The sequence below is a fragment of the Peribacillus sp. FSL K6-5616 genome (genome assembly GCF_038008245.1).
Classification (GTDB): domain Bacteria; phylum Bacillota; class Bacilli; order Bacillales; family DSM-1321; genus Peribacillus; species Peribacillus frigoritolerans.
Genome location: NZ_JBBOYT010000001.1, coordinates 4,044,599 through 4,066,410 on the forward strand (window position 1 = coordinate 4,044,599; position 21,812 = coordinate 4,066,410).

21 protein-coding genes, 1 pseudogene and 1 other annotated feature are annotated in these 21,812 nt (G+C 41.9%); of the genes and pseudogenes, 5 read left to right on the forward strand and 17 right to left on the reverse strand.

The window, feature by feature from the left end; translation table 11 throughout:
• Positions 1-3: 3 nt before the first annotated feature.
• A complete protein-coding gene (locus MHB45_RS19570) occupies positions 4-2,043 on the reverse strand; it encodes a hydantoinase/oxoprolinase family protein (RefSeq protein WP_340908046.1) in 2,040 nt (679 codons plus the stop codon).
• Between the two features lie 473 nt (positions 2,044-2,516).
• Positions 2,517-2,687, reverse strand: coding sequence for a hypothetical protein (locus MHB45_RS19575; protein WP_153246157.1), 171 nt, complete (start codon positions 2,685-2,687; stop codon positions 2,517-2,519).
• A 321-nt stretch (positions 2,688-3,008) separates the two neighbouring features.
• On the opposite strand from MHB45_RS19575, the gene MHB45_RS19580 reads away from it, so the two are divergent.
• Together MHB45_RS19580 and MHB45_RS19585 are read left to right on the forward strand one after the other, a co-directional pair.
• Entirely contained in the window at positions 3,009-3,440 is a 432-nt protein-coding gene (locus MHB45_RS19580; protein WP_048687523.1) for a DUF1641 domain-containing protein, read from the forward strand.
• Positions 3,441-3,479: 39 nt separating this feature from the next.
• The gene (locus tag MHB45_RS19585) at positions 3,480-4,661 is read left to right on the forward strand and encodes an NAD(P)/FAD-dependent oxidoreductase (RefSeq protein ID WP_048683989.1); all 1,182 of its coding nucleotides are present in this window, start codon (positions 3,480-3,482) and stop codon (positions 4,659-4,661) included.
• 113 nt (positions 4,662-4,774) lie between these two features.
• Here the strand turns inward: MHB45_RS19585 and hxlB are convergent, their stop codons facing one another.
• The 6 genes from hxlB to MHB45_RS19615 form a co-directional block, all read right to left on the reverse strand.
• On the reverse strand, positions 4,775-5,320 hold the full coding sequence (gene hxlB, locus MHB45_RS19590) for a 6-phospho-3-hexuloisomerase (protein ID WP_048683986.1): 546 nt from the start codon (positions 5,318-5,320) through the stop codon (positions 4,775-4,777).
• Positions 5,321-5,322: 2 nt separating this feature from the next.
• Positions 5,323-5,955, reverse strand: coding sequence for a 3-hexulose-6-phosphate synthase (hxlA, locus tag MHB45_RS19595; RefSeq protein WP_048683983.1), 633 nt, complete (start codon positions 5,953-5,955; stop codon positions 5,323-5,325).
• A complete protein-coding gene (locus tag MHB45_RS19600; RefSeq protein WP_048683980.1) occupies positions 5,952-7,235 on the reverse strand; it encodes an MFS transporter in 1,284 nt (427 codons plus the stop codon). The genes hxlA and MHB45_RS19600 overlap by 4 nt, the downstream gene beginning before the upstream one ends.
• Positions 7,217-8,188, reverse strand: coding sequence for a sugar kinase (locus MHB45_RS19605; protein WP_340908047.1), 972 nt, complete (start codon positions 8,186-8,188; stop codon positions 7,217-7,219). Before MHB45_RS19605 ends, MHB45_RS19600 begins: the two co-directional genes overlap by 19 nt.
• On the reverse strand, positions 8,175-8,945 hold the full coding sequence (locus MHB45_RS19610) for a sugar phosphate isomerase/epimerase family protein (RefSeq protein WP_072273567.1): 771 nt from the start codon (positions 8,943-8,945) through the stop codon (positions 8,175-8,177). Before MHB45_RS19610 ends, MHB45_RS19605 begins: the two co-directional genes overlap by 14 nt.
• A gap of 72 nt (positions 8,946-9,017) precedes the next feature.
• A complete protein-coding gene (locus tag MHB45_RS19615; protein WP_048683973.1) occupies positions 9,018-10,055 on the reverse strand; it encodes a LacI family DNA-binding transcriptional regulator in 1,038 nt (345 codons plus the stop codon).
• Between the two features lie 237 nt (positions 10,056-10,292).
• Here MHB45_RS19615 and MHB45_RS19620 point away from each other — a divergent pair, with 237 nt between their 5' ends.
• Entirely contained in the window at positions 10,293-10,715 is a 423-nt protein-coding gene (locus MHB45_RS19620) for a DUF4179 domain-containing protein (protein WP_202186886.1), read from the forward strand.
• Between the two features lie 84 nt (positions 10,716-10,799).
• Here MHB45_RS19620 and argS read toward each other — a convergent pair whose 3' ends face one another.
• The 4 genes from argS to MHB45_RS19640 form a co-directional block, all read right to left on the reverse strand.
• Positions 10,800-12,473 carry an arginine--tRNA ligase gene (gene argS / locus MHB45_RS19625; protein ID WP_340908048.1) on the reverse strand — a complete coding sequence of 558 codons (1,674 nt, stop codon included), beginning with the start codon at positions 12,471-12,473 and terminating at the stop codon, positions 10,800-10,802.
• A gap of 40 nt (positions 12,474-12,513) precedes the next feature.
• Positions 12,514-12,732 (reverse strand) — a binding site (T-box leader).
• Positions 12,733-12,799: 67 nt separating this feature from the next.
• Entirely contained in the window at positions 12,800-13,342 is a 543-nt protein-coding gene (locus MHB45_RS19630) for a response regulator transcription factor (RefSeq protein ID WP_048683965.1), read from the reverse strand.
• Positions 13,343-13,435: 93 nt separating this feature from the next.
• The gene (locus tag MHB45_RS19635) at positions 13,436-14,467 is read right to left on the reverse strand and encodes a fatty acid desaturase (RefSeq protein WP_161922195.1); all 1,032 of its coding nucleotides are present in this window, start codon (positions 14,465-14,467) and stop codon (positions 13,436-13,438) included.
• A gap of 268 nt (positions 14,468-14,735) precedes the next feature.
• Positions 14,736-15,245 (reverse strand): DinB family protein, encoded by a 510-nt coding sequence (locus MHB45_RS19640; protein ID WP_048683959.1) that lies wholly within the window; start codon positions 15,243-15,245, stop codon positions 14,736-14,738.
• A 270-nt stretch (positions 15,246-15,515) separates the two neighbouring features.
• Here MHB45_RS19640 and MHB45_RS19645 point away from each other — a divergent pair, with 270 nt between their 5' ends.
• Positions 15,516-16,925 (forward strand): LysM peptidoglycan-binding domain-containing protein, encoded by a 1,410-nt coding sequence (locus MHB45_RS19645; RefSeq protein WP_237766624.1) that lies wholly within the window; start codon positions 15,516-15,518, stop codon positions 16,923-16,925.
• Positions 16,926-16,949: 24 nt separating this feature from the next.
• Here MHB45_RS19645 and MHB45_RS19650 read toward each other — a convergent pair whose 3' ends face one another.
• Positions 16,950-17,846 carry a DMT family transporter gene (locus tag MHB45_RS19650; protein WP_048683956.1) on the reverse strand — a complete coding sequence of 299 codons (897 nt, stop codon included), beginning with the start codon at positions 17,844-17,846 and terminating at the stop codon, positions 16,950-16,952.
• A 43-nt stretch (positions 17,847-17,889) separates the two neighbouring features.
• Positions 17,890-19,023, reverse strand: coding sequence for an NADH-dependent flavin oxidoreductase (locus tag MHB45_RS19655; RefSeq protein ID WP_202186883.1), 1,134 nt, complete (start codon positions 19,021-19,023; stop codon positions 17,890-17,892).
• A 133-nt stretch (positions 19,024-19,156) separates the two neighbouring features.
• On the opposite strand from MHB45_RS19655, the gene MHB45_RS19660 reads away from it, so the two are divergent.
• Positions 19,157-20,023 carry a LysR family transcriptional regulator gene (locus MHB45_RS19660; protein ID WP_161922194.1) on the forward strand — a complete coding sequence of 289 codons (867 nt, stop codon included), beginning with the start codon at positions 19,157-19,159 and terminating at the stop codon, positions 20,021-20,023.
• A gap of 65 nt (positions 20,024-20,088) precedes the next feature.
• On the opposite strand, the pseudogene MHB45_RS19665 reads toward MHB45_RS19660, so the two are convergent.
• From MHB45_RS19665 to MHB45_RS19675, 3 genes and pseudogenes are all read right to left on the reverse strand, one after another.
• A pseudogene (locus MHB45_RS19665) lies at positions 20,089-20,293 on the reverse strand (zinc ribbon domain-containing protein).
• A 148-nt stretch (positions 20,294-20,441) separates the two neighbouring features.
• Positions 20,442-20,765: a hypothetical protein gene (locus tag MHB45_RS19670; protein WP_048683944.1), complete on the reverse strand. Its 324-nt coding sequence runs from the start codon at positions 20,763-20,765 to the stop codon at positions 20,442-20,444.
• Positions 20,766-20,820: 55 nt separating this feature from the next.
• Entirely contained in the window at positions 20,821-21,810 is a 990-nt protein-coding gene (locus MHB45_RS19675) for a DUF5050 domain-containing protein (RefSeq protein WP_340908049.1), read from the reverse strand.
• Between the last annotated feature and the right edge of the window lie 2 nt (positions 21,811-21,812).

The following is a 21,812-nucleotide window of genomic DNA, read 5'->3' on the forward strand; positions in this document are numbered from 1 at the left end:
TTTTTATTTATTTTGGGAAAGAATCAAGTTTCTGTATTTATCAACTTTAGCCCTGAAATTTGGTGGAATGACAGTCGTTGTATCAAGCTGATCTATGATGGCAGGTCCCGTTATTTCAGAGAAGGCCGGAATGAGTTCCCGGTTATACACGTTCGTATTCACATACCCTTCCTCTTCAAAATAGACATCACGCGTTTCCTTCAAGGCATCAGCAAGTGTCCCCCCAGGTTCATAAGTCGGAAATTCAGGTTTTGGCACAGTTCCGATAGCGGTAACGAGCAGCCCGTAGATTTCCACGGCCTGTTCTTTATCGGAGAATGAAAATTCGCGCTCATGCTCTTTATGGAAACGGTCAAGGGTCTCTTCCAATGAAGAAATCGGGCAATCGACTTCTATCGCCAATGAACGCCACTGTCCCATATACCTCATGTCAATATAGCGCATCAATGTGGAAGCTTCTTTAGCGACCCCTTCTTCCTGCAATAATTTAGCGGCCTCTTTTTCCATTCCGATGAATTCTTTCTCTAAATCCTTTACCGATACATCCTTGACGTTTTTTACATAGGTTTTGGATATATCATGACGAACATCTACCAGCAGGCATCCCATTGCCGCGGCTACACCGGGATGCGGCGGGATGATGACTGTTGGGATTTCCATTTCCTTGGCCAAGTATGCCCCATGCAAGGGTCCAGCCCCACCGAAAGCCACAAGTGCAAAGTCGCGGGGGTCGTATCCCCTTCTGACTGAAATCAGCCTTAACGCATCACACATATTGGCATTGGCCACACGTGTGATAGCATTCGCCGCTTCTTCAATCGTATAATTGAATTTCTTGGCGATCTTATCCACGGCTTCAATCGCTTTTTGTTTATCCAGTTCCATTTGTCCATCCAATAGCTTTGTGCCAAGTCGTCCCAAAACAATATTGGCATCGGAATTGGTCGGTTCCACGCCGCCCCTGCTATAGCAAGCAGGTCCAGGAACCGCGCCTGCACTTTGAGGGCCATTGCGTAAAGAACCGCCTTCATCCACCCAAGCTAAGCTTCCGCCTCCTGCTCCTATCGTCAAGATCTCGATACTTGGGAACCCAATCGGATATCCATACTCGATATACCAATCTTTAGTAATCCGCAAATCCCCTTCATGCATCAAGGAAATATCAGTGCTTGTTCCTCCCATATCCAGACCAATGGCATTATTAAAGCCGCAAAGCTGGGCGATATGTTTACTGGCAATCGCACCTGCAGCGATTCCGGAGCTTGCAAGCCTTGCCGCATAACGAGGAACGGTTTGGGATGTCATCACCCCTCCGCCTGAGTGAAGCACTAATATGTCATCTTCATATCCCCGTTTATTCATTTCACCTTCAAGGGTTTTAATATAGTTGCTGACAGTCGGTCCTAAAACGGCATTGACAATCGTCGTACTCATGCGCTCATGCTCAAAAATCTCAGGAAGGACTTCACTTGAAATGCATATATAGACATCCGGGAATTCCTCCTGGATGATTCGTTTCACTTTCGCCTCATTGCTTCCATTTACATACGAGTTCATGAAGCAAACCGCAATAGATTCGGTACCGCGTCGTTTTAATTTCCTTGCCAGTGACCGTACTTCCTCTTCATTGATTTCCGTCAAGACATTCCCTGCAAAATCGATGCGCTCTTCCACTTCAAAACGGTCTCTTCCTTGAATGTACGGTTTGGCTACATCATCATATGTATCCCATAACTCAAGCTTGGTTCCTCGGCGGATTTCCGATACATCCCGAAATCCAGCGGATGTGATCAATGCTGTCTTTGGCAACTTCCTTTCAATCAAGGCATTGGTGCCCACTGTTGTCCCATGGGAAAAAACTTTAATATTTTCACAATCGATTTCCGCTTTCGCAATTCCATCCAAAATACCGACCTCTGGATTCAGAGGAGTCGACGACGTTTTCGTGATCGAAATTTCCTTCGTGCTTTCATCAAAAACGAAAACATCCGTAAATGTTCCGCCTACATCAATTGCGAGCCTAGTTTGCTTCGTACCTATCATATAATTCCCACCCCTGCTACAAGATTTAAGATACTTTTTACCTTTTGACATTCTCTCGCGCCATTTGCATCGCTAAATACAACTGTGTGAATGAGTAGCAGCCAGCCGCTGGATTTTCTCAGGCCAAAAACGGGACAAGGTGAATGATGAAATAAAAAAAACCAGTCATATCAATAAGAAATAATTGATATAACTGGTTTTTGATCTAGGATTAGCTTCGCTGGCCAGCGAAGTCTATTAGATTCGACAGTTATTTATAGATTCATCTTTTTAAGTCACCGAGTCCATTTTAGGCGATGGCAGAGTAGAAAACTACCTGTTTACACCATGGCTATATACCTTATCTTACGTCAATTCATGATAAAGTCAAGGCCATTTTTAGAATATTGAAATAACTCCAGTTTGAGAATGAAGAGTCGATTTATTACAAAAATAAGTAAGCATAACTGTTTGGCTATGCTTACACAACAATATTATTTATCAGGTGTTTCCGATGTGCCTTCCTCGCTGTTTTTGAGGTAAACTTCAGAAATTCCATTCATACCTTCCATTAGTTGCGCTTTAGTATATTCCATACTGCCAACCAGTTTATGAAGCTTCTTATCATTATTCTCTTCTGTAAGTTTAGATTCTGAATCAGTCACATTTATTCACCTCCATCATTTAGGATGGCAAATCAAGATGGAAATATGTATGAAAGGCGTCGATGGCAGACACCCTCTTAAAGTGCACTTTAGGAAAAAACAGGTAATTTTCGTTAAAATCTGTACTTCAAATAAGCAGGAAAAGATGATTTTATGAATCTTTTTTAAAAAATCAGCTGTTTTCAAGCCACTAAAGGGATATACTATAGTTTAGCTTTTATTACATTTTTGTTAGTATTTTTTCTTGTCTCACATTGTGTAATATTTTACAAGTTTTTCTTATTACATCAACAAAATGCTTATTGCAAAGGAGAATTGGATATGTCAGAAACGATTACCCAATCACAAACTGAACAACTTAATGCCCGCCAAAAACAATTAGATGTACTGGACCAATTATTGAAGCCTGAGGTTCAGGAATCATTGAACACTTTAGTCGAGCAGTTACCAAAACTAACTGAGTTAGTGAATATTTTAACAAAGTCTTATGATTTCGCTCAATCGGTTGCGACTGATGATGTGTTGAAAAATGATACGGTCAGCGCCATTTCGGAGATCGCGACACCTGTGGTCCATTCAGTGAAAGGACTTGCAGCAAATGCCATCGAAGCTAAGGATCGTGCAGAAGCGAATAATGATGTGATCGGTCTTTTTGGTCTGTTAAGGATGATGAAAGATCCGGAAGCACAAAAGCTTTTCCGTTTCGCCCAAGCTTTTCTTGAAGTCTCTGCAGAACGTAAAAACCAAAAATAATTTGATAAACTTTCAATCAGTAAGGACGGGGGATTAACTATGTCAAAACAAATCGTCATCTTAGGTGCAGGTTACGCAGGATTACTATCTGCTTTATCCGTACGTGAATATTACAATAAAGATGAAGTGCAGGTTACGGTGGTGAACCAATTTCCAACGCACCAAATCATCACCGAATTGCACCGTCTTGCAGGCGGATCCATTTCTGAACAAGCCGTTTCCATTCCGTTGGAAAAGCTTTTCAAAGGAAAAGATATCGACCTTGTCATTTCCAAAGTGGAGTCATTCTCGGTTGATAATAAAGAAGTGAAACTTGCCAATGGTTCCACATTATCTTATGATGCCCTGGTTGTTGCTTTGGGAAGCCAAACAGGATTCTTCGGCATTCCGGGACTTGAGGAAAACAGCATGGTCTTGAAATCCGTAAATGATGCTAACAAGATTTACAAACATATCGAAGATCGCATCCGCGAATATTCTCAAACGAATAATGAAGCGGACGCAACCATCGTGATCGGCGGCGGCGGATTGACGGGCGTTGAGTTAATCGGTGAAATCGTGGACCATTTCCCTAAAATCGCCAAAAAGTTCGGAGTGGACTTCAAGGACTTGAAAATCAAGCTTGTGGAAGCTGGTCCAAAAATCCTTCCGGTCCTGCCTGATCACTTAATCGAACGTGCCATGACAAGCTTGGAAGCACGCGGCGTTGAATTCTTGACAGGTCTGCCTGTAACGGGTGTTAAAGGAAATCGAATCGAATTGAAAGATGGACAAACGATAACGGCCAATACGCTTGTTTGGACAGGCGGAGTTGCGGCTCTTCCTATCGTAGGCGAATCAGGCCTTGAAGTGGATCGCGGCAAAGCAACCGTCAATGAGTATTTGCAATCCAAATCCCATAAAGACGTATTCGTTGTCGGCGACAGTGCCGTTGCGTTCCCTCCAGAAGGCGGCCGTCCATATGCTCCTACTGCACAAAATGCTTGGCAAATGGGTGAGCTTGTTGGATACAACCTATATGCAGCCTTTGAAGGCAAGAAACTTGAAGTATTCTCACCTGTAAACTCAGGTACACTTGCGAGCCTTGGCCGTAAGGATGCAGTGGCAACCGTTGGGGCCAATAACACGTCCCTTAAAGGCCTGCCGGCTACATTGATGAAAGAAGCAAGTAATGTTCGCTACCTATCACACATCAAAGCCCTATTCAGCCTGGCTTATTAATTCATTATCACCGTGACATGTTCACGGTGCATGCCCTTTATTCCCGTTTGGGAGTAAGGGCATTTTTCATATCAAAAAAAGGCGGGAACCCGCTGAAGGGGTCCCGCCATATTTCACTCTACATTACTATGTTTGGAATAAGTAAGCTCGTGGCTAATGGACTCCCTTAATGAATAGTCCAAGCATACTGCATCACATAAAACATGTACACATTGATCAAACAAAGAACTTAACGGCTGGATGCTTTTCGTTTCATGTTCCAAGCGATTCTTCGTTGCTGCCGGTATGACCAAGACCTCATGAGAGACATTCGCTAATTCCGATTGGTCATTCGTCGTGATCGAAAACACCTTGCAGCCCACTTCCCTGCCTTTTGCTGCAACGGATATCACACTTTTGGTCGAGCCGCTCCCGCTAATGGCTATGATCAGATCGCCTTTCGAAATAGAAGGAGTAATCGTTTCCCCGACTGCATAGACGCTTAAGCCAAGGTGCATCAATCTCATCGCAAAGGCTTTGGCCATGAAGCCCGATCTGCCTTCACCCACGATGAAGATCCTGGTGTCGGACCGTAAATGTTTTAGGAGCGCATCCGTTACCCCTTCGTCCATTTTGTGAAATACACCGTTCATTTCTTCTAAAATAACCCCAATTTCCATCTTCAAACTTCCTTCACACCTTTCTTCCCATTCACCGTTTCCTTAAATAGACGGGCAGCTTCTGCTGGATCCTTTGCTTTTGTAATCGCCGAGCCAATGATGATGACATCCAGTCCCTTCCTGACCATTACAGGCAAGGACGAAAGAGCGATCCCTCCTGCTGCAGCCCTCATGGATCCAGCATGATTTCTCATATTGATCATGGCATGACCCGAATTTTCCTGGCTGTCCTTGCTTACATGCTCACAGAATATCGCCTGACGGTAAATCCGTAATTGCTCAAGCCGGGTATCGGATACATTCAATAAATCAATCATGATCTGCCCCTTGTATTCACACGCTTTTTCCAGGCATTTTTGAATGGTTACATCTGAAGCAGCCCCCATTACCGTAGCTACATCAGCCCCGCTTTGAAAGCAAAGATCCATTTCATAAACCGCATTGTCCATCGTCTTCATGTCGGCAACGATTTTTTTATCCGGAAAGTGATTTTTCATTTCTTTGATGCTATTCACTCCGAATTCTTTAATCAGGGAAGTCCCCACCTCAATCCAATCAATCGAGGCTTCCACGCTTCGTGCCATTTCAATGGCTTCCTCCATATTCATGCGATCCAACGCCAGCTGAATTTTCATGACGAAACCGCCTCCATTTGCTTGACTGACGTAACCGCAGGCTTTTTAACCATCAATGTGAGTAACGCTGAAATCAATAAAGATCCCGCCATGAAAATATAGGATGCTCCGGGCCCGCCGGTCAATCCGTTTAAATATCCGACGAAATAGGCACCTACAAATGAGCCAAGCGCCCCCATACTATTAATCAAGGCCATTGCCCCGCCAGCCACATTCCTTGGGAGGATTTCAGGAATGATGGCAAAGAACGGTCCATACGGTGCATACATCGCACCACCTGCAATAACCAACAGGGCATATGAAAGCCAGAAATTCGATGTGCCGAGCATGAAGGACCCGAAGAATGCGATTGCCCCCACAAGCAGCGATGTCCAAACGAACGTTTTTCGATTTAATGTTTTATCCGAAAAATAGGATAGTGCCAGCATCGAAATGACCGCTAATAAATAAGGTCCGGATGAAAGCCAGCCCGTTGCCACTATATCCATGCTCGACGCTTGTTTAATAATGGACGGCAGCCACATGACGAACCCATAAACCCCGATGCTCCACATGAAGTATTGGATACTGAGCACGATGACCTGCTTTGACTTAAAAGCTTCCCTATAATTTTTAACAGGTTTTAATGCAGCCTGTTCTTTCTGGAGGGTCGCTTCCATATCTAGCTTTTCCTGATCTGTAAGCCACTTGGCATCTTTGGGACGGTCATTGACGAGCTTATACCAGATAAACGCCCAAAGGACAGCCGGAAGTCCTTCAATGATGAACAGCCATCTCCAGTCGAATGCCTTCAATAGGTAGCCGGAAAGGATCGACATCCACAATACAGTAACTGGATTACCCAGAATCAAAAAGGTGTTGGCCCGGGAGCGTTCTTCTTTTAGAAACCAATGGCTTAGGAAAACGAGCATCGCGGGCATAACAGCGCTTTCAACAACACCAAGCAAGAAGCGAATCGGATAGAGCCATGCCACACTTGTCGCCATCCCCGTCAATGTCGCCAGTCCTCCCCAGAGAATCAAGCTCCAAAAAATCAGGATTTTGGCACTTTTCTTTTCTGCGTAATGTGCACCTGGAACTTGAAAGAAGAAATAACCAAGGAAAAACAGCGCGGCCAGAAAGGAGGATACCCCCGCTGTGATATTAAGGTCTTCCCCCATTCCTCCCGCTACGCCAAACCCATAGTTGGCACGGTCGAGATAGGCGAGACTGTATGTGATGAACACTAAGGGGATCAATCTCATCCACCTTTTTCTCGAAGCTACTTGTAATTGAGACATGATTGAAGCACTCCTTTTTTCATAAAGTGTTCTAGCTCTTCCATATTAGGAAGGCCATCGTGATCTCCGGAAGACATCACGGCCTTGGCCCCTATCGCATTTCCGCGTAAAACTGCTTCTTCATTCGATGCCCCTTCCAGTAAAGCGCTGATTACCCCGACAGCAAACCCGTCTCCTGCCCCTACGGTATCCACGACTTCCGTTACGGTAAAACCAGGTACCTCCTTCCTTTCATTTTGGGTTACAAAGTAGGCCCCTTCTTCCCCGAGTTTAATCACCACAAGCTTAACACCGAGTTCGAGGTAGTAACTGGCGATATCCTCCTTGTTGCTGTATCCTGTAAGAATTTCACCTTCCTGTATTCCAGGAAGCAGCCAATCCGCCTCTTCCGCAAACATATTGACGATGCTGATCATCTCCCTTTCATTCGGCCAGAGTGATGGACGCAGATTTGGATCGAATGAAACGGTTACACCCTTTTGTTTCAGATGCTTCAAGACTTGCCATGACAGCTCTCTGAAACTGCCGGAAATGGCAGGAGGTATCCCCGTTAAATGCAGGTGCTGTGTTGAAGGGAGTTTCTCCAAGGGAAAGTCCTCCAGGGAAATCTTGCTGGCGCTTGAATTCTTCCTAAAGTATTCAACGACCGGATCTCCTTGTTCGACTTTGGATTTTAACTGGAACCCAGTTGGATTGAGTGGATCCATCAAAACATTGGAGACATCCACCCCCTCATTTGTGAGCGTTTTCATAACCATGCGCCCGAACGAATCATCCCCCACCTTGCTCATCCATGCAGTTTTAATCCCTAACCTTGACAGGCCGATTGCCACATTGGTTTCGGCCCCTGCCACATAACGCTTATAACGCATGCAATCATCGAGGCTGCCCGAATCCTCAGCAATGAACATCGCCATTGCCTCTCCCATCGTCAGTACTTTAAGCTCCTTCATGGCTGACCTCCTGTTCCATTTTCATAAGTGAAATATAAGTCGCTGCATTTTCCAATGTTACCGGGAACTCAATCGCTACCGGACAAGCGCCATTAAACTTTTCCAATAACTCCATTACCTCAGGCAGCAGCGGCATCGATACCGGCTCAGTCACCCAACCCTCTTTCTCGCGCTTCACTTGCTTCAAATGAATATAGTCCACATATCCCGCTAAATCCTTCGCAGCTTCCATTGGAACTTCTTCTGTATACAGCCAATTGCCCGTATCAAATGTCAGTCTAATCGGGATATCGAACTTTTCGGAGCAACTCAGGAAATGAGCGATCCGATTTACATTTCCACCGCCAAGCGTCTGATCGTTCTCGATGGTGATTTTCATTTCACGGTTTTGCAGATTTTCCACCAAGGCTTCATTCATTCGAAACATATCTGTTTCAAAAAAATCGTAGTTTCCTAGAGGCATCTTCAGCAATTCCGCTCCCAATTCATCCGCTTCCCTTGCCAAGCATTTAAAACCTATTTCATTCATTTGATGGTTTGAACCGATCAGGAAATCAGGAGCGGAATAATAAATGGCCAAGTTAAGTTCCCTGCATAAGGCACCCAATTCTTCCAGAGAATCATCCGGCGTCAACAATTCCTTTCTGATTTCGATTCCATCAGCTCCAGCGGCTGCTACGAGTTTTATGATTTCAAGATGTCCGAGCGCTTGAAGCCTTTCGGCCGGTATTGAATTCATGCATACAAAGACTTTCATATTAATCCTCCTGACCCCAAAATGGTATCGGTACCATTTTGGGAGTTAATAAAGTCTTCAAGTTTAGAAGACTTATGATTTTTTTATAAATGGAGTCGTTTCCCTTATATTCAATTTCGCTTGATACGCCATTGTCTGCGCTGGGGAAGCCTGTCCATCAATGCGCCGCAGGATCATTTCCATAGCAGCGACCCCGATTTGGTATGTGGGCTGTTCAATCGTTGTAATGCCCGAATAAACAATGGTGCTCCAATCCGGATTATCAAATCCCATCATTGCTAAATCTTCCGGGACCGACAGTTTCTTTTCTTGTAAAAGTAAAATTAATTTTAATAGCACGACACTATTTGCCGTCAATATAGCTCTTGATACACCTTTTGAGTCATCTAAAAAATGCTGGAGCTTGGACTCGACATCTTTTAAATCATCGACATTGACCTCATAAACATCTTCTGAACTCGGATGACTGTGGCTCATCAACGTTTGCTGAAAGGATAGCCGCCGCTCATGCCTAGTACTGACATTGCTGGCAGGTTCACTGAAAAATGCAATTCGTTCATAATTTTGGCCAACCAAATAATTGACAGCTTGTGAAGTAGCCTGAAAATTATCCAATCCTACCGTATCGATTTCAAGATCCGGCACCTTCCGATCCAAAAGGATGACCGGGGTCTTTTGCTCTTGCATCTGTTTTAGCATATCGTGATTACCGCCAGTCGTATGAATAATAAGCCCGTCGATGCGATGGGATAAAAGCATATCAAAATAGCCTCTTTCCTTCTCGGGGTTATTATCCGAATTGCAAATCATCAGATTATATCCATTCTGGCTGCATATATCCTCAGCCCCCCGAAGGATGGCCGTCGTATATGGATTGTTGATGTCCGCCACGATGATTCCAATCAAATAACTCTTATTGCTTTTGAGCCCTCTTGCCATCGTGTTTGGGCGGTACTCCATTTTGTTGATCGCCAGCTCGATTTTCTTACGGGTTTTGTCAGAGAGTTCATCAAATCTCCCCCCTAAATACCGGGAAACAGAGGTCTTTGAAACACCTGCTTCTCTAGCAACATCGTAAATTGTAACCTTTGCGTTTTCTTGTTTAACCATTACATTCATCCATTCGCGAATTTTGGAACCGGTTCCATTTTTATAAATATTAACACATTACCAATGAATGTCAATCCATTTTATTCAAATTCTTTTTCTCCGCTGAAAATGGATAGCCCATGGATCGACGCCAACTTCAAATACCAAGCTGACAGCCCGCCTCCTTCATTTCCCCATATTAAAATACATTAACAAAATTGTATAATATAAACAGTTACAGAGAGGGGAAGGCTTTTTTTGATGAAAAATAAATATTCAAAATGGTTACTTGTTGTAGCTATATGTATGGGTGTTGCTATCGGAGGTTATATGTATTATTCCAGTATTGCAATTGGGGGCACATCTGATAATGGTATGTGGAAAGCAAATTATAAAAAAAACTCTGATGAAACAGTTGGCGGATGGATTGGACATGTTCAACAAAAGTCTGGTGGCAAGGTCAAGATAAAAGAAGTAAGCTTTACTGATAATGGAAAAACATTAGTGGAACATAAGGGATTTACAGAAGGAAAAAGTGAAGATGGCTCTATTACAAAATTAAATCCATTATCAACGGATTTTTATTTGGGAGATCCTCCAAAAAAAGAGCATGTGTACAAGTTGCATATTACATGGGAGAAAAAAGGACAGCCCATGACAGATACCTTTCTTCTAAAATAAAAGAGCTTACGTTCATGCCAGGATTTATCTGATAAATTATGGAGCCATTTTGAAAAGATCAAAATGGCTCCTTTTAGACATGCATTACATTTTATTCGGCGCTGAAATTCCCAATAAACTTAGCGCATCCTTTAATACGATCGCAACGGAAAAAGCGAATGAGAGCTTCATTTGTTTCCATTCATCTTCCACTAGGATTTTTGAATGTGCATAATACTTATTGAATGCACGCGATACATGCAAGCTGAATTTCGCGATTTGTGATGGATCGGCTTGTTCAAATGATTTTTGGACAATGATCGGGTATTGCTCCAGCAGCTGGATGACTGGCCACGCATATTCGCCTAAAGCATCATATTGGATGGCCTGCTCTTTAAAATCACCTTTTTCAAGCAAGGAGGAAATTCGCGCATATGTGTACTGTACATATGGACCTGTTTCTCCCTCAAAGTTCATCATTTGCTCTAATGAAAAATCAATATCGTTCATACGGTTATTTTTTAAATCATTAAAGATTACCGCTCCGACACCGACTTGTCTTGCAACCAGTTCTTTCTGTTCAAGCGCTTGATTTTTTTCTTCAATATTGCGCTTCGCAGTTTCGATCGCCTCTGCCAATACATCCGCAAGCAGCACGACTTTCCCTTTACGGGTCGACATTTTCTTACCGTCTTTTAGCATCATGCCAAATGCTACGTGCTGTAAGTCTTTTGACCACTCATACCCCATTTTTTCAATGACGTTAAAGAGTTGTATAAAGTGCAGGGATTGTTCGTTTCCGACCACATAAAATGTTTTCTTTGCCTCATACTGTTTTTTACGATACATGGCTGCAGCTAAATCACGTGTGGCATAAAGTGTCGCACCATCCGTTTTCGTAATCAAACACGGCGGCATATCTTCCAATTGCACGACATAGGCACCATCTGAAAGGGCAAGCAGGCCTTTTTCTTTTAGTTCCCCGACAACCGCATCCATTTTATCATTGTAAAATGCTTCGCCGGCATAGGAATCAAAACGGATGCCCAATAAATCATAAATCGTCTCGAATTCTTTTAAAGACGCATCCCTGAACCATTTCCACAATGCCAGTGCTTCCTCGTCCCCGTCTTCAAGCGACTTGAAGCTTACGCGTGCTTGTTCATTCAATGATTCATCGGTTTCTGCCCTTTCATGGAACTTCACATAGATTTTCAATAATTCCCCAATCGGCGAAGCTTCGATTGCCTCTTTGTCCCCCCACAGCTTATACGCGACAATCAACTTACCGAATTGCGTGCCCCAATCTCCTAAATGATTGATACGCACGGCATTGTAGCCATTTTTTTCGGCAATGTTGGCCAGTGCATTCCCTATGACCGTAGAGCGTAAGTGCCCCATGGAAAAAGGCTTGGCAATATTCGGGGAGGAATAATCAATCACGACATTTCCCTTTCCAGTCTGCATCGAACCATACTGATCCTTTTCCCTTAATATCGTTTGCAGCACATTTTCCGTCACCATCTGTTGATTGACGAAGATATTCAGATAACCTCCCACTACGTTCACTTCTTGAATCAACGTACTGTTTAATTGTTGGGCTATTTCCGACGCAATCACCTGAGGCGATTTTTTGAATTTTTTCGCAAGAGTAAAGCACGGAAAGGCGACATCACCTAACTCCATCATTTTCGGCTTTTCCATTAATTTTTCTATTTCACTTGCTGGCATTTCATTGTTCAAAGCAGTTGAAATCAATTCTGCAATTGGTTTATTCATCGACATTTTCCCTCCTAAACAAAAAAGCCCCCGCCTCTAAATAAGAGACGAGAGCATGAATTCCCGTGGTACCACTCTAGTTGCCACAAATTGCGGCCACTTTCCATTGTTAACGAGGTGACTCCCCGATATTCCCTACTGAACGTTTCAAGAAATTTCTCCAAAGTGCGCTTCATTCATCCGACCTGCATTAGGCTCCCACCATCCCTAACTCGCTTTCCATTTCAAAATGAACTACTCTCTTCATCACAGAATTTTCAATATTATAATTTAATCCATCGTACACAATTTAAAAAAACGTGTCAACAGAATTTAAGAAACAAATCCTAACCAGCCGGTAACTTCATTTTATCCTTGATGTTCGAAAAATATTTTCTTACTGTCCCAATTGTGCCGCTTTGATTGGACGGCTCAATATTGGATGGACCATCGGCTAACAGCCCTAACACTCCCATTTCCCGGCCATTATGGCTGGAAGGCCCATCAATAAGCTCTGGGGAGTATATTCGCTTGCCATCCATTATGCAGCGAATCGAGCAGGCTAACTCTTCACCCGGGTTATCCTTCAATAAATAACCACTTACATCAGCCTTTAATGCGAGTTGAAAATAACCAGTCCTTCGAAATGTCGTTAAAATGACCACTTTGCATTCAAATGACCTTAATGCTTCTGCTGCCTCAAGTCCGCTCATTACAGGCATCTCCATATCCATGATACACACATCAGGCCGTAATTGGTTTACAAGAGCCATCGCTTCTTCTCCATTACTGGCTTGCCCGACAATTTCTATATCTTCTTCAAGATTGAGTAGAGAACTTATTGCCTCTAACAGCATTTGCTGATTCTCTGCAATGACAATTCGAATCATTTTTAAGTTCTCTCCTTTATCGAGTTCCTTATATGAAGCAAAGACTCCCCAAATCCGAGGATTATTAAGGGAGTCTGGAATGATACATGAACGTTACAGTTCAGATTTCACTTGAGTGGGAACACTTTTTTTCGTTAAATACTTTATGTCCTTGAAACTGACGAAATTCTTGGATTCCTCATCCCATAAACGGAAACGGAGTGAGCGCAAGCTTGTTGCAAGAGTGATCGTCGGAACGTTCTCTAAAGGCTGCGTATTATTATGTGCCATTTCCAATTTATAGTTAGGCACCCTTGGACTTAAATGATGAACATGATGGTAACCGATATTACCAGTAAGGAACTGCATCAGTTTTGGAAGCTTATAAAAAGAACTTCCCTCCACTGCTGCCAATACATATTCCCACTCTTCATTTTCTTCAAAATAAGAGTCCTCGAATGTGTGCTGGACGTAAAACAGCCAAATGCCGATTGAACCAGAAATCATGAAAATGGAACCTTGTACCAGAAGGAACGACTGCCAGCCGACTGCCAGGCAAAGCAATGCCGCAAAAACGACGATTAATACATTCGTCAAATACGTATTATTTTTTTCCTTCTTTCTAGCGCCTTTACGGTTAAATCTATTTTTAAGAAGGAAAACATAAATCGGCCCCAAACCAAACATGACCAATGGATTACGATAAAAACGATAAGCAAAACGAAGTTTAAACGGTGCAGCCAAATACTCATCTACCGTAAGGGTCCAAATATCACCTGTACCCCGCTTATCCAAATTACCGCTTGTTGCGTGATGCACAGAATGCTCATGTCCCCATTGATCAAACGGGAATAAAGTCAAAACACCCATGATCGTACCGACTATTCTATTCGCACGGCGGTCTTTGAAAAATGAATGATGCGTACAATCATGAAAAATGATGAATATTCTCGTCAAGAATCCTGCAGCAAACACAGCTGGGATTAAGGCTAACCAATAAGAAACGGAAAGACTTATATATGCTAGGTACCATAGAATGATGAACGGCCCCAGGGTATTGATGATCTGCCATATACTTTGCTTTGTCGTTGATTGTTCAAAAGGAGCAATTTGTTTTCTCAGGGATTTCGTATTTTGCAAGCTCATATTTCAATTGCACTTCCTTTTATTTGTCGTTATCCATAGTATAAAGAATCCAACCTGATTTTATTAGTACCAGGTGTCATGACTAGAAGATGACAAATGTCATGTACAAGTCATTTCCAGTGACAAACGTAAAAAAGGCCAACCAGGAAGAACCGGTTAACCTGTACACATATATAGGATTTCGTTATCTTCAAAATAACAGGCGGCCTTACTTTAAGAACAGGACTGTCAATGCTTACAGTCCCATCAGTAAGCAAATGAAGGCCCGTTACTCCCCTTTTAAAAATAAATAAAGACCATAATCCGTCGAAGTTGAGGCATACCCCATTTGGCGCAACATGGCCGTGATATTGCCGCGATGATAGGTTCCATGATTCACGACATGCGGTACCAATTCGGCTGCACTTGTTTTCATTTGTCCTCCAGCTGGATTCTCAATTATAAGAGGTTTATGTATATTTTCTTTTTGGCCAAGCAGCGATTTGTACCGCTCGGACAACTCAATAAACATGGCCTCCATTTCCTCTAATTCCTTTGACTCCATTTGTTCCTTCAGTTGTTCAGCCAGCTCCAATGCATGTTTCATGCTTTTACCGGAAAAAACCTCCGCCCACCCCAGATCGGAAAGATACACATGGGCCATCACACTCGATATCGATGAAAACACACTTTGAACTTCCTGATGGTAAACATCCTTTGGAAGCTCTTTTAAACGGTTGAAAATCTGATTATTTGCCCAAATGTTGAAATCATAAAACTGTAATGAAAAATTTGACATATAAACTCTCCCCTTCTATTTACAAATCAATTGCCCTTCATACGGAATAATTCGTCCCACACGAAGGTTAGTAATGCCTTTCCACAATGTACCTCTATTTATATGGCTATTCTCCATAGTAAACTAGTAAAGTTAAATTTTACAAAGGGGAATAAAATCATTGTGAAAAAATTCTTTGGATGTTTTATTATGTTAAGCCTTCTTTGTATGTGTCTCTTTCCAACCAGTGGTCATTCATCAAGTAAAACCCAATCCATAGGTTCTGTTAAATTGGACAATACAAAAGTTTTTAGTTCTCCTAAATTAGGTTCCACTCTATTAAAGACCTTAAAGAAGGGAGAAGAGTTTCCCATCATTTCTACTTCCGTTGGGGATTCCGCGGGGCCCGTCATTCATAAAGTGAAGTCTGGAAACACACTATGGAAAATAGCAAATCAATATGGTGTTTCAGTAAGTGAGCTGCAAAAAGTAAATAAATTAACCTCTTCCGAAATAACTGTTGGCCAAAACCTGAAGATCCCCCAGAAATATAAGATCCATAAGGTTGTATCGGGCGATACATTGTGGAAGATCTCTAATAAATACAAGGTAACAACAAGTGATTTGACGAAATTAAATAACTTACACACGGTTACCCTTAAAGTGGGCCAAAAATTGAAGGTTCCGGATTATTACTACCAGGTTCAATTGCTTGGCGGAAAAAAGGGCTGGATAAAGAAATCCCAGCTTCAAAAAAAGACGCAAAATCGTATCGTCATGGGCTGGAAGCATAATGGATCGAAAGAAAGCTATACCCAGCAACTTAAACACCCCAATTTGAATGTAGTATCTCCCCGTTCTTATACGCTGACGGATACCGGTAATTACGTTTCCGTTTCTGTAGATACAAAATACATCCAAGCTGCCCATAAACAAGGAAAACAAGTTTGGCAGCTTATCGGGAATAAATTTGACCCTGTATTAACTGGTTCTGTACTAGGCAATACAAAAAAGCGCCAAAAATTAGTTTCAGCTTTACGCGATTCACTTGTTAAAACGAAAAGTGATGGAATAAATGTGGATTTCGAAAACATCGACCCAAAAAATAAGAAGGACTTTGTACTTTTCATCGGCGAACTAAAAAAGGCACTAAAACCGCATGGAATTAAAGTGTCTGTGGATGTCACCCGAGAAAACGAAGACCCTTATTGGTCAAAAAGCCTAGATAGGAAAGCACTTGGCAAAATAGCGGACCATATAATCATAATGGGTTATGACGAGCATTGGGGAGGGAGCCCGGTAGCCGGGTCCGTTTCCTCGTTACCTTGGATCAAAGAAGGAACCAAGCTTTTAATGAAAGAAGTACCAGCTCACAAGATCATATTGGCTGTACCATTTTATACGAGAGAATGGGAAACCGATTTGTCGACCAAAAAAGTGAAAAGTCATGACCGTACCATGGCTGAGGTCAACAAAATCATTTCAACTCAAAAACTTAAAAAGGTATGGGATAAACAGACGCAACAAAATTACGTGGTGTACACTTCCAAAGGGAAAAAGCATCAAATTTGGATAGAAGATAAGAAATCGATGAAGCTCCGTATTGACCTGGTTAAACAAAATCATCTAGGCGGTGCAGCTGCTTGGTACATTGGATCAGAAACCCCTGACATTTGGGATGTCTATCATTTTAATCAATAGGTACATGCATAAAGGGAAAAGGCCTCACATTGTGTGCGGCCTTTTCTGCATGACATCATTTTCAGTGGGTCCAGTCGTCTTAAGTGAATAGACCACCCCAATAAATATCAAGGAAATACCCAGAATTTGAATACCGTCCGGTTTAAATCCTGAAAGCAGAATATCCAAAAGGATGGCAACTGCCGGATCGACAAAAATCATGAAAGATACTACATTTGTAGGCAAATGGCGAATACTATTAAAAAACAGCAAATACACGACGCCTGTATGGATGATGCCGGTAAGCACCGTATAAAACCATTCGGAAGATTTTAACGTTGTATATACGGAATAATCGACAAAAGGAATCAGTAATAGAAATCCAATGAACATTTGCAGAAATGTGGTCGCATATACACTCGTCTTTGTAATGCTCTTTCCTAAAAGCATGGTTGCCGCATAGAAGAAGGCAGCAATGATTCCATACACAATGCCCTCCCATTCAGGAGAAGATGATCGAAATCCATCTGTTCCCATAATGAGTAATGTGCCAATGAAGCAAAGGGAAATGGCCAAGATGGAGAATACATTCATTTTCTCCCTAAAAATGAGGCTCCCTATAATGAGTACAAGGATCGGCGCTAAATGATAAAGCGAAATGGCGATTGTCACCGATATCAGCTCAAAAGATTTAAAGAGGAATATCCAGTTTAACAAGTTGGCCACCGCGCAGAAAATGATCAGCATTACCTCCCTGCCATTCCATATTTCGTTCTTGAAATGTCCGGTAATCATCCAGGCTGCACATAAGAATACGGCAGCACAAATGCAGCGAACAAAAACCAATTCCAATGCAGGAAGTCCCGATAGTTCCGAAAAGAAACCGACAGAACCAAAGATTGTCATGGCTAGAGACAGTTGAAGAAGTGCTATTTTATTCATTTAATTTCCCCTCATGAAATTTCCAATTTTTACATTCATACTATCATTTCTCGGGCATGCCGTCACGAGTAATGATATTCGCCCACATTTGATCCGGAATACTTAATGTACACCTGCTATCGCGCGGTAAGGTCGTCTTGATCTCGTCTTCCCTGCCTTCCATTATTTTGGCGGCCCAGTCCGGTTCCATCAGCAATTCCCTTCCCAATGCGAAAAGCGGTATATTTTTCTCAAGCACAGCATTTGCTTCCTCTGGAGTATGGATCGATCCAAGTGATACGAAACTGGTCCTGCCAGCGATGACATCGCGGAGAATTTCGGTCCTTGTCAATTCCCTGTTCAATCCGCTTCTAGGCATGGACCAGACATTTTTAACAGAAAGATGTAAATAGGAAAGCCCCTGAGTTGCCAATTCATCTACCCATGCCGCTGTATCATCCATTTTCAATCCGCCTTCTTCCGGTTCTTCGGGGGAGAAGCGATACCCAATAACGAATTCCTTGTCTGCATAAAGATCACGGATCCGCTTCACCTCCGCGATGACGGCAAGTGGAAAATGCATTCTATTCTTCAAAATCCCTCCCCAATGATCTCTCCGTCTGTTGGAGTGGGGTGAGAAAAACTGCTGCAGGAGATAGCCATTCGCTCCATGGATTTCCACACCGTCGAATCCTGAACGAATGGCATGGCGGGTGGCTCTTCCAAAGTCTTGAATAGTGGATAGAATTTCAGTGTGGCTCATTGACCTTGGAATGTACTCTTCGCCCATTCCTTTATAAACGCTTGCAATGATTCCGCTCGGACTAACCATTTTTTCTCCGCCTGTACAGCTTGGAAGGCTCTCGCTTCCGCCATGATGAAGCTGGAGAATGGCTTTTGCACCTTTGGATTTGATTGTTTTTGAAAGCTCAGTGAGTCCAGCGATGCTCTGTTCATCATATACTTTCATTTGCCGGGGAAAGCTTGTCGCAACAGGGGAAATGGCGGCAGCGGCAGTAATGAACATGGCAGGTCCATCTGCCCTTCTTTTATAGTAGGCTAATTCCTCGTCAGAAACCAAGCCATCCTCTTGACCTGAATAAGTGGTCATCGGCGCAACTACAATCCTGTTTTTAAGAACCGTTCCATTAGAAAGCGTGTACGGTGAAAACATTTGCCCGTATTTCCGTTTCATCATTTTCCATCACCCATTCGTATTTTAATTTGTAATTTTATTGTATTCTCGACCACATCATAAGTAAAATGAATGTTTTTCATTACTTGGATTAGAGTTTCTCATGTATAATTCATAGAAGAAGGGTGTGGGGCATTTGAATTTTTTTCAAGTGGAAGTCTTTTTACATGTTGTTGAACACGGAAGTTTTACGAAAGCGGGAGACCGGATCGGACTGACTCAATCAGGCGTGAGCCATAACATTACAGCACTTGAAACAGAACTTGGTGTGACTTTACTGAAGCGTGACCGAAAAGGAATAGCACTCACGACTGCGGGAGAACAAGTCATTCCACATATGCGGGCCATTGCTGCCAACCTTGCACATATCGAACAAAAGATTGCAGCTGTGAATGGAATGGAAATCGGTAAAATAACGATTGGCAGTTTTCCAAGCTTCACTGCCAGATACATACCAAGGCTATTCTCTATCTTTAAAGAAAAGTACCCTAATACCGATTTGCTGATTCATGAAGGTGGATATGAGGAAATCTTAACATGGATCGAAGAAGGAACAGTGGACATCGGCTTTGCAGCAAAACCAGTAAAGAACGTGGAATTCATCCCTCTGCTAACAGATCCTCTATCAGCTGTCGTATACGAAGGCCATCCGCTTTCAGGGAAAACCTCATTGAACCTGGAAGACTTCGTTGATCAACCATTCATCATGCTGAGATCTGGCTGTGAAACACTCATAGAAGATAGATTCCTGGAAGCCAAGATAAAACCAAAAATTTCATATGACATTAAAGACAATCAAACGGTGCTCTCAATGGTAGCAGGAAAATTAGGCATCACGATTATGCCAGAACTGGCCTTACCGGAAAAACCCGAACGCATCAAAAGCCTGCCCTTGAACCCGGAACTTTCACGGGAGATCGGATTGGTCATGAAATCAGCTAAACACCTATCACCCGTCGCCAAGGAATTTACAAAAGTCGTTCAAGATCACTTCATCGGGTAATGGGCAGTATGAAAAAAACAAGAATCCCCTTTTCATGTAAAAGGGGATTCTTGTCGTGCCAATGATCATCCCAAGAATAGATCCAGCAGATTACTGCCTGCAGATGATTGCCTATTATAAAACTCCGAATTAACCGCACTGCTTGCAATACACAACCGTAAATTGATTATTCTGGACATCGAACATTTTTGACAAGCCAGTTCCTGTCATGGCTACATCCTTCTTAGCAGCATCATTGCTTCCGCATTTCATACAACCCTTTTCGCTCATGATCCTTCATCTCCCAAATTTATTAAAATGATAAATGCTTATAAATACCGGAGCTTCCCGGCACCGTTCATACTTACATATACGGATAACGTGGATAAATGGTTTCGGAATTCATGCAAAAATATGTAAATTCCATTGAGTACTCTTTTTATTGGCTGCCTTTTTTATTACGGTTAGATTTTATGGTAGGCAAAGCATTATACACACTAATTGCAAAATAATAGATTAAAATCATATGCATAGCATCTCTTATAGGAACGGGGGTATCATCAAGCTTAAAAATAGCAAATAATGCATATACCCCAACAAATATGACGATGCGATAAAGAATATGTTCATAAAAAATTTCATCTATCATTACATCATTTACGAAAAAAGGGGTGTTTTTCTTATTATTATATATTTGATCCCTCCACAGGTAGAAACTGTCTTCCTCAAAAAAAGAAAAGCTCTGTAGAAAATCCCCTTCCACAAAGCTTTCTTCAAATCTATTAGTATTTTACAAAGATAGAGTAGTGACAGGCGCTTTATTTACGCTTTGAAAATAATGTATTTCCTGTCCCATCTGTTTTAACTCGGAAGATGTCTTCTTGACCATCTATTTTGTAGTAGATCAAATTATCCAGCATATTTATATCTGATACTTCTTTATCTAGTACTAATTGATTTTGTTCGCCATTTTTTTTCATCTTATAGATATGGTACTTATCACTTGGATTCAAGTAATAAATCCAATTTTCATCAACGATTAAGGATGAAAACTTCTGATCGGTTATTTTTATTTCCTTACCATTTTGTTTATCGACTTTATACAAGTGCTCTTCTGTATCTGTATAATAGAGAAAATGCTCATCTGCATCATCAATAATCTGAGTATACGAAACTGTATCATTTAATTTCTTTATATTTTCTCCGTTTAGTGACATCGAATATAGTTTTCCTTCATCACTATCTTCATCTATAGGTTTATAAAAGTAAATCTGTTCACGATCAACGTAGAAATTCATTGTAACTTCCGATTTTGGTGAATATATTTGAACCTTATCCGTCCCGTCCAAGTTCATTTTATAAATACCATTCTTAATCGAATCATAATAGTAAACCTGATCATTTTTTACTTGAACATAGTCAGCACCTTTGACTAATTTTTCTCTTTCCGATCCATCCAATTTTACTCGATATAACATCGGTACATCTGAAAAAGGCATTACTGTATAATAAACCCATTCCTTGATTACATTTATATCACCAAAGCCTTTTGAAGTGAGTTTTACCTCATTTCTCCCATCTTCTTTTTTTGCCATAATGGCATTATTGCTAAAAGGAATAGTGGAATCATTAAATTTCATATAAATTAAAAGGTTGTCCTGCTTAGCGACAAATCCGTGATTGATCATATTACTATATGAATTCCCGGTTACATTAGGCATTTCAGGCGCTTCCAATCCTTTCGTTTGTTCATTTTCACAACCCATTACTAAAACTATCAGCACTAAAACAACGAAGTATTTTTTCATTT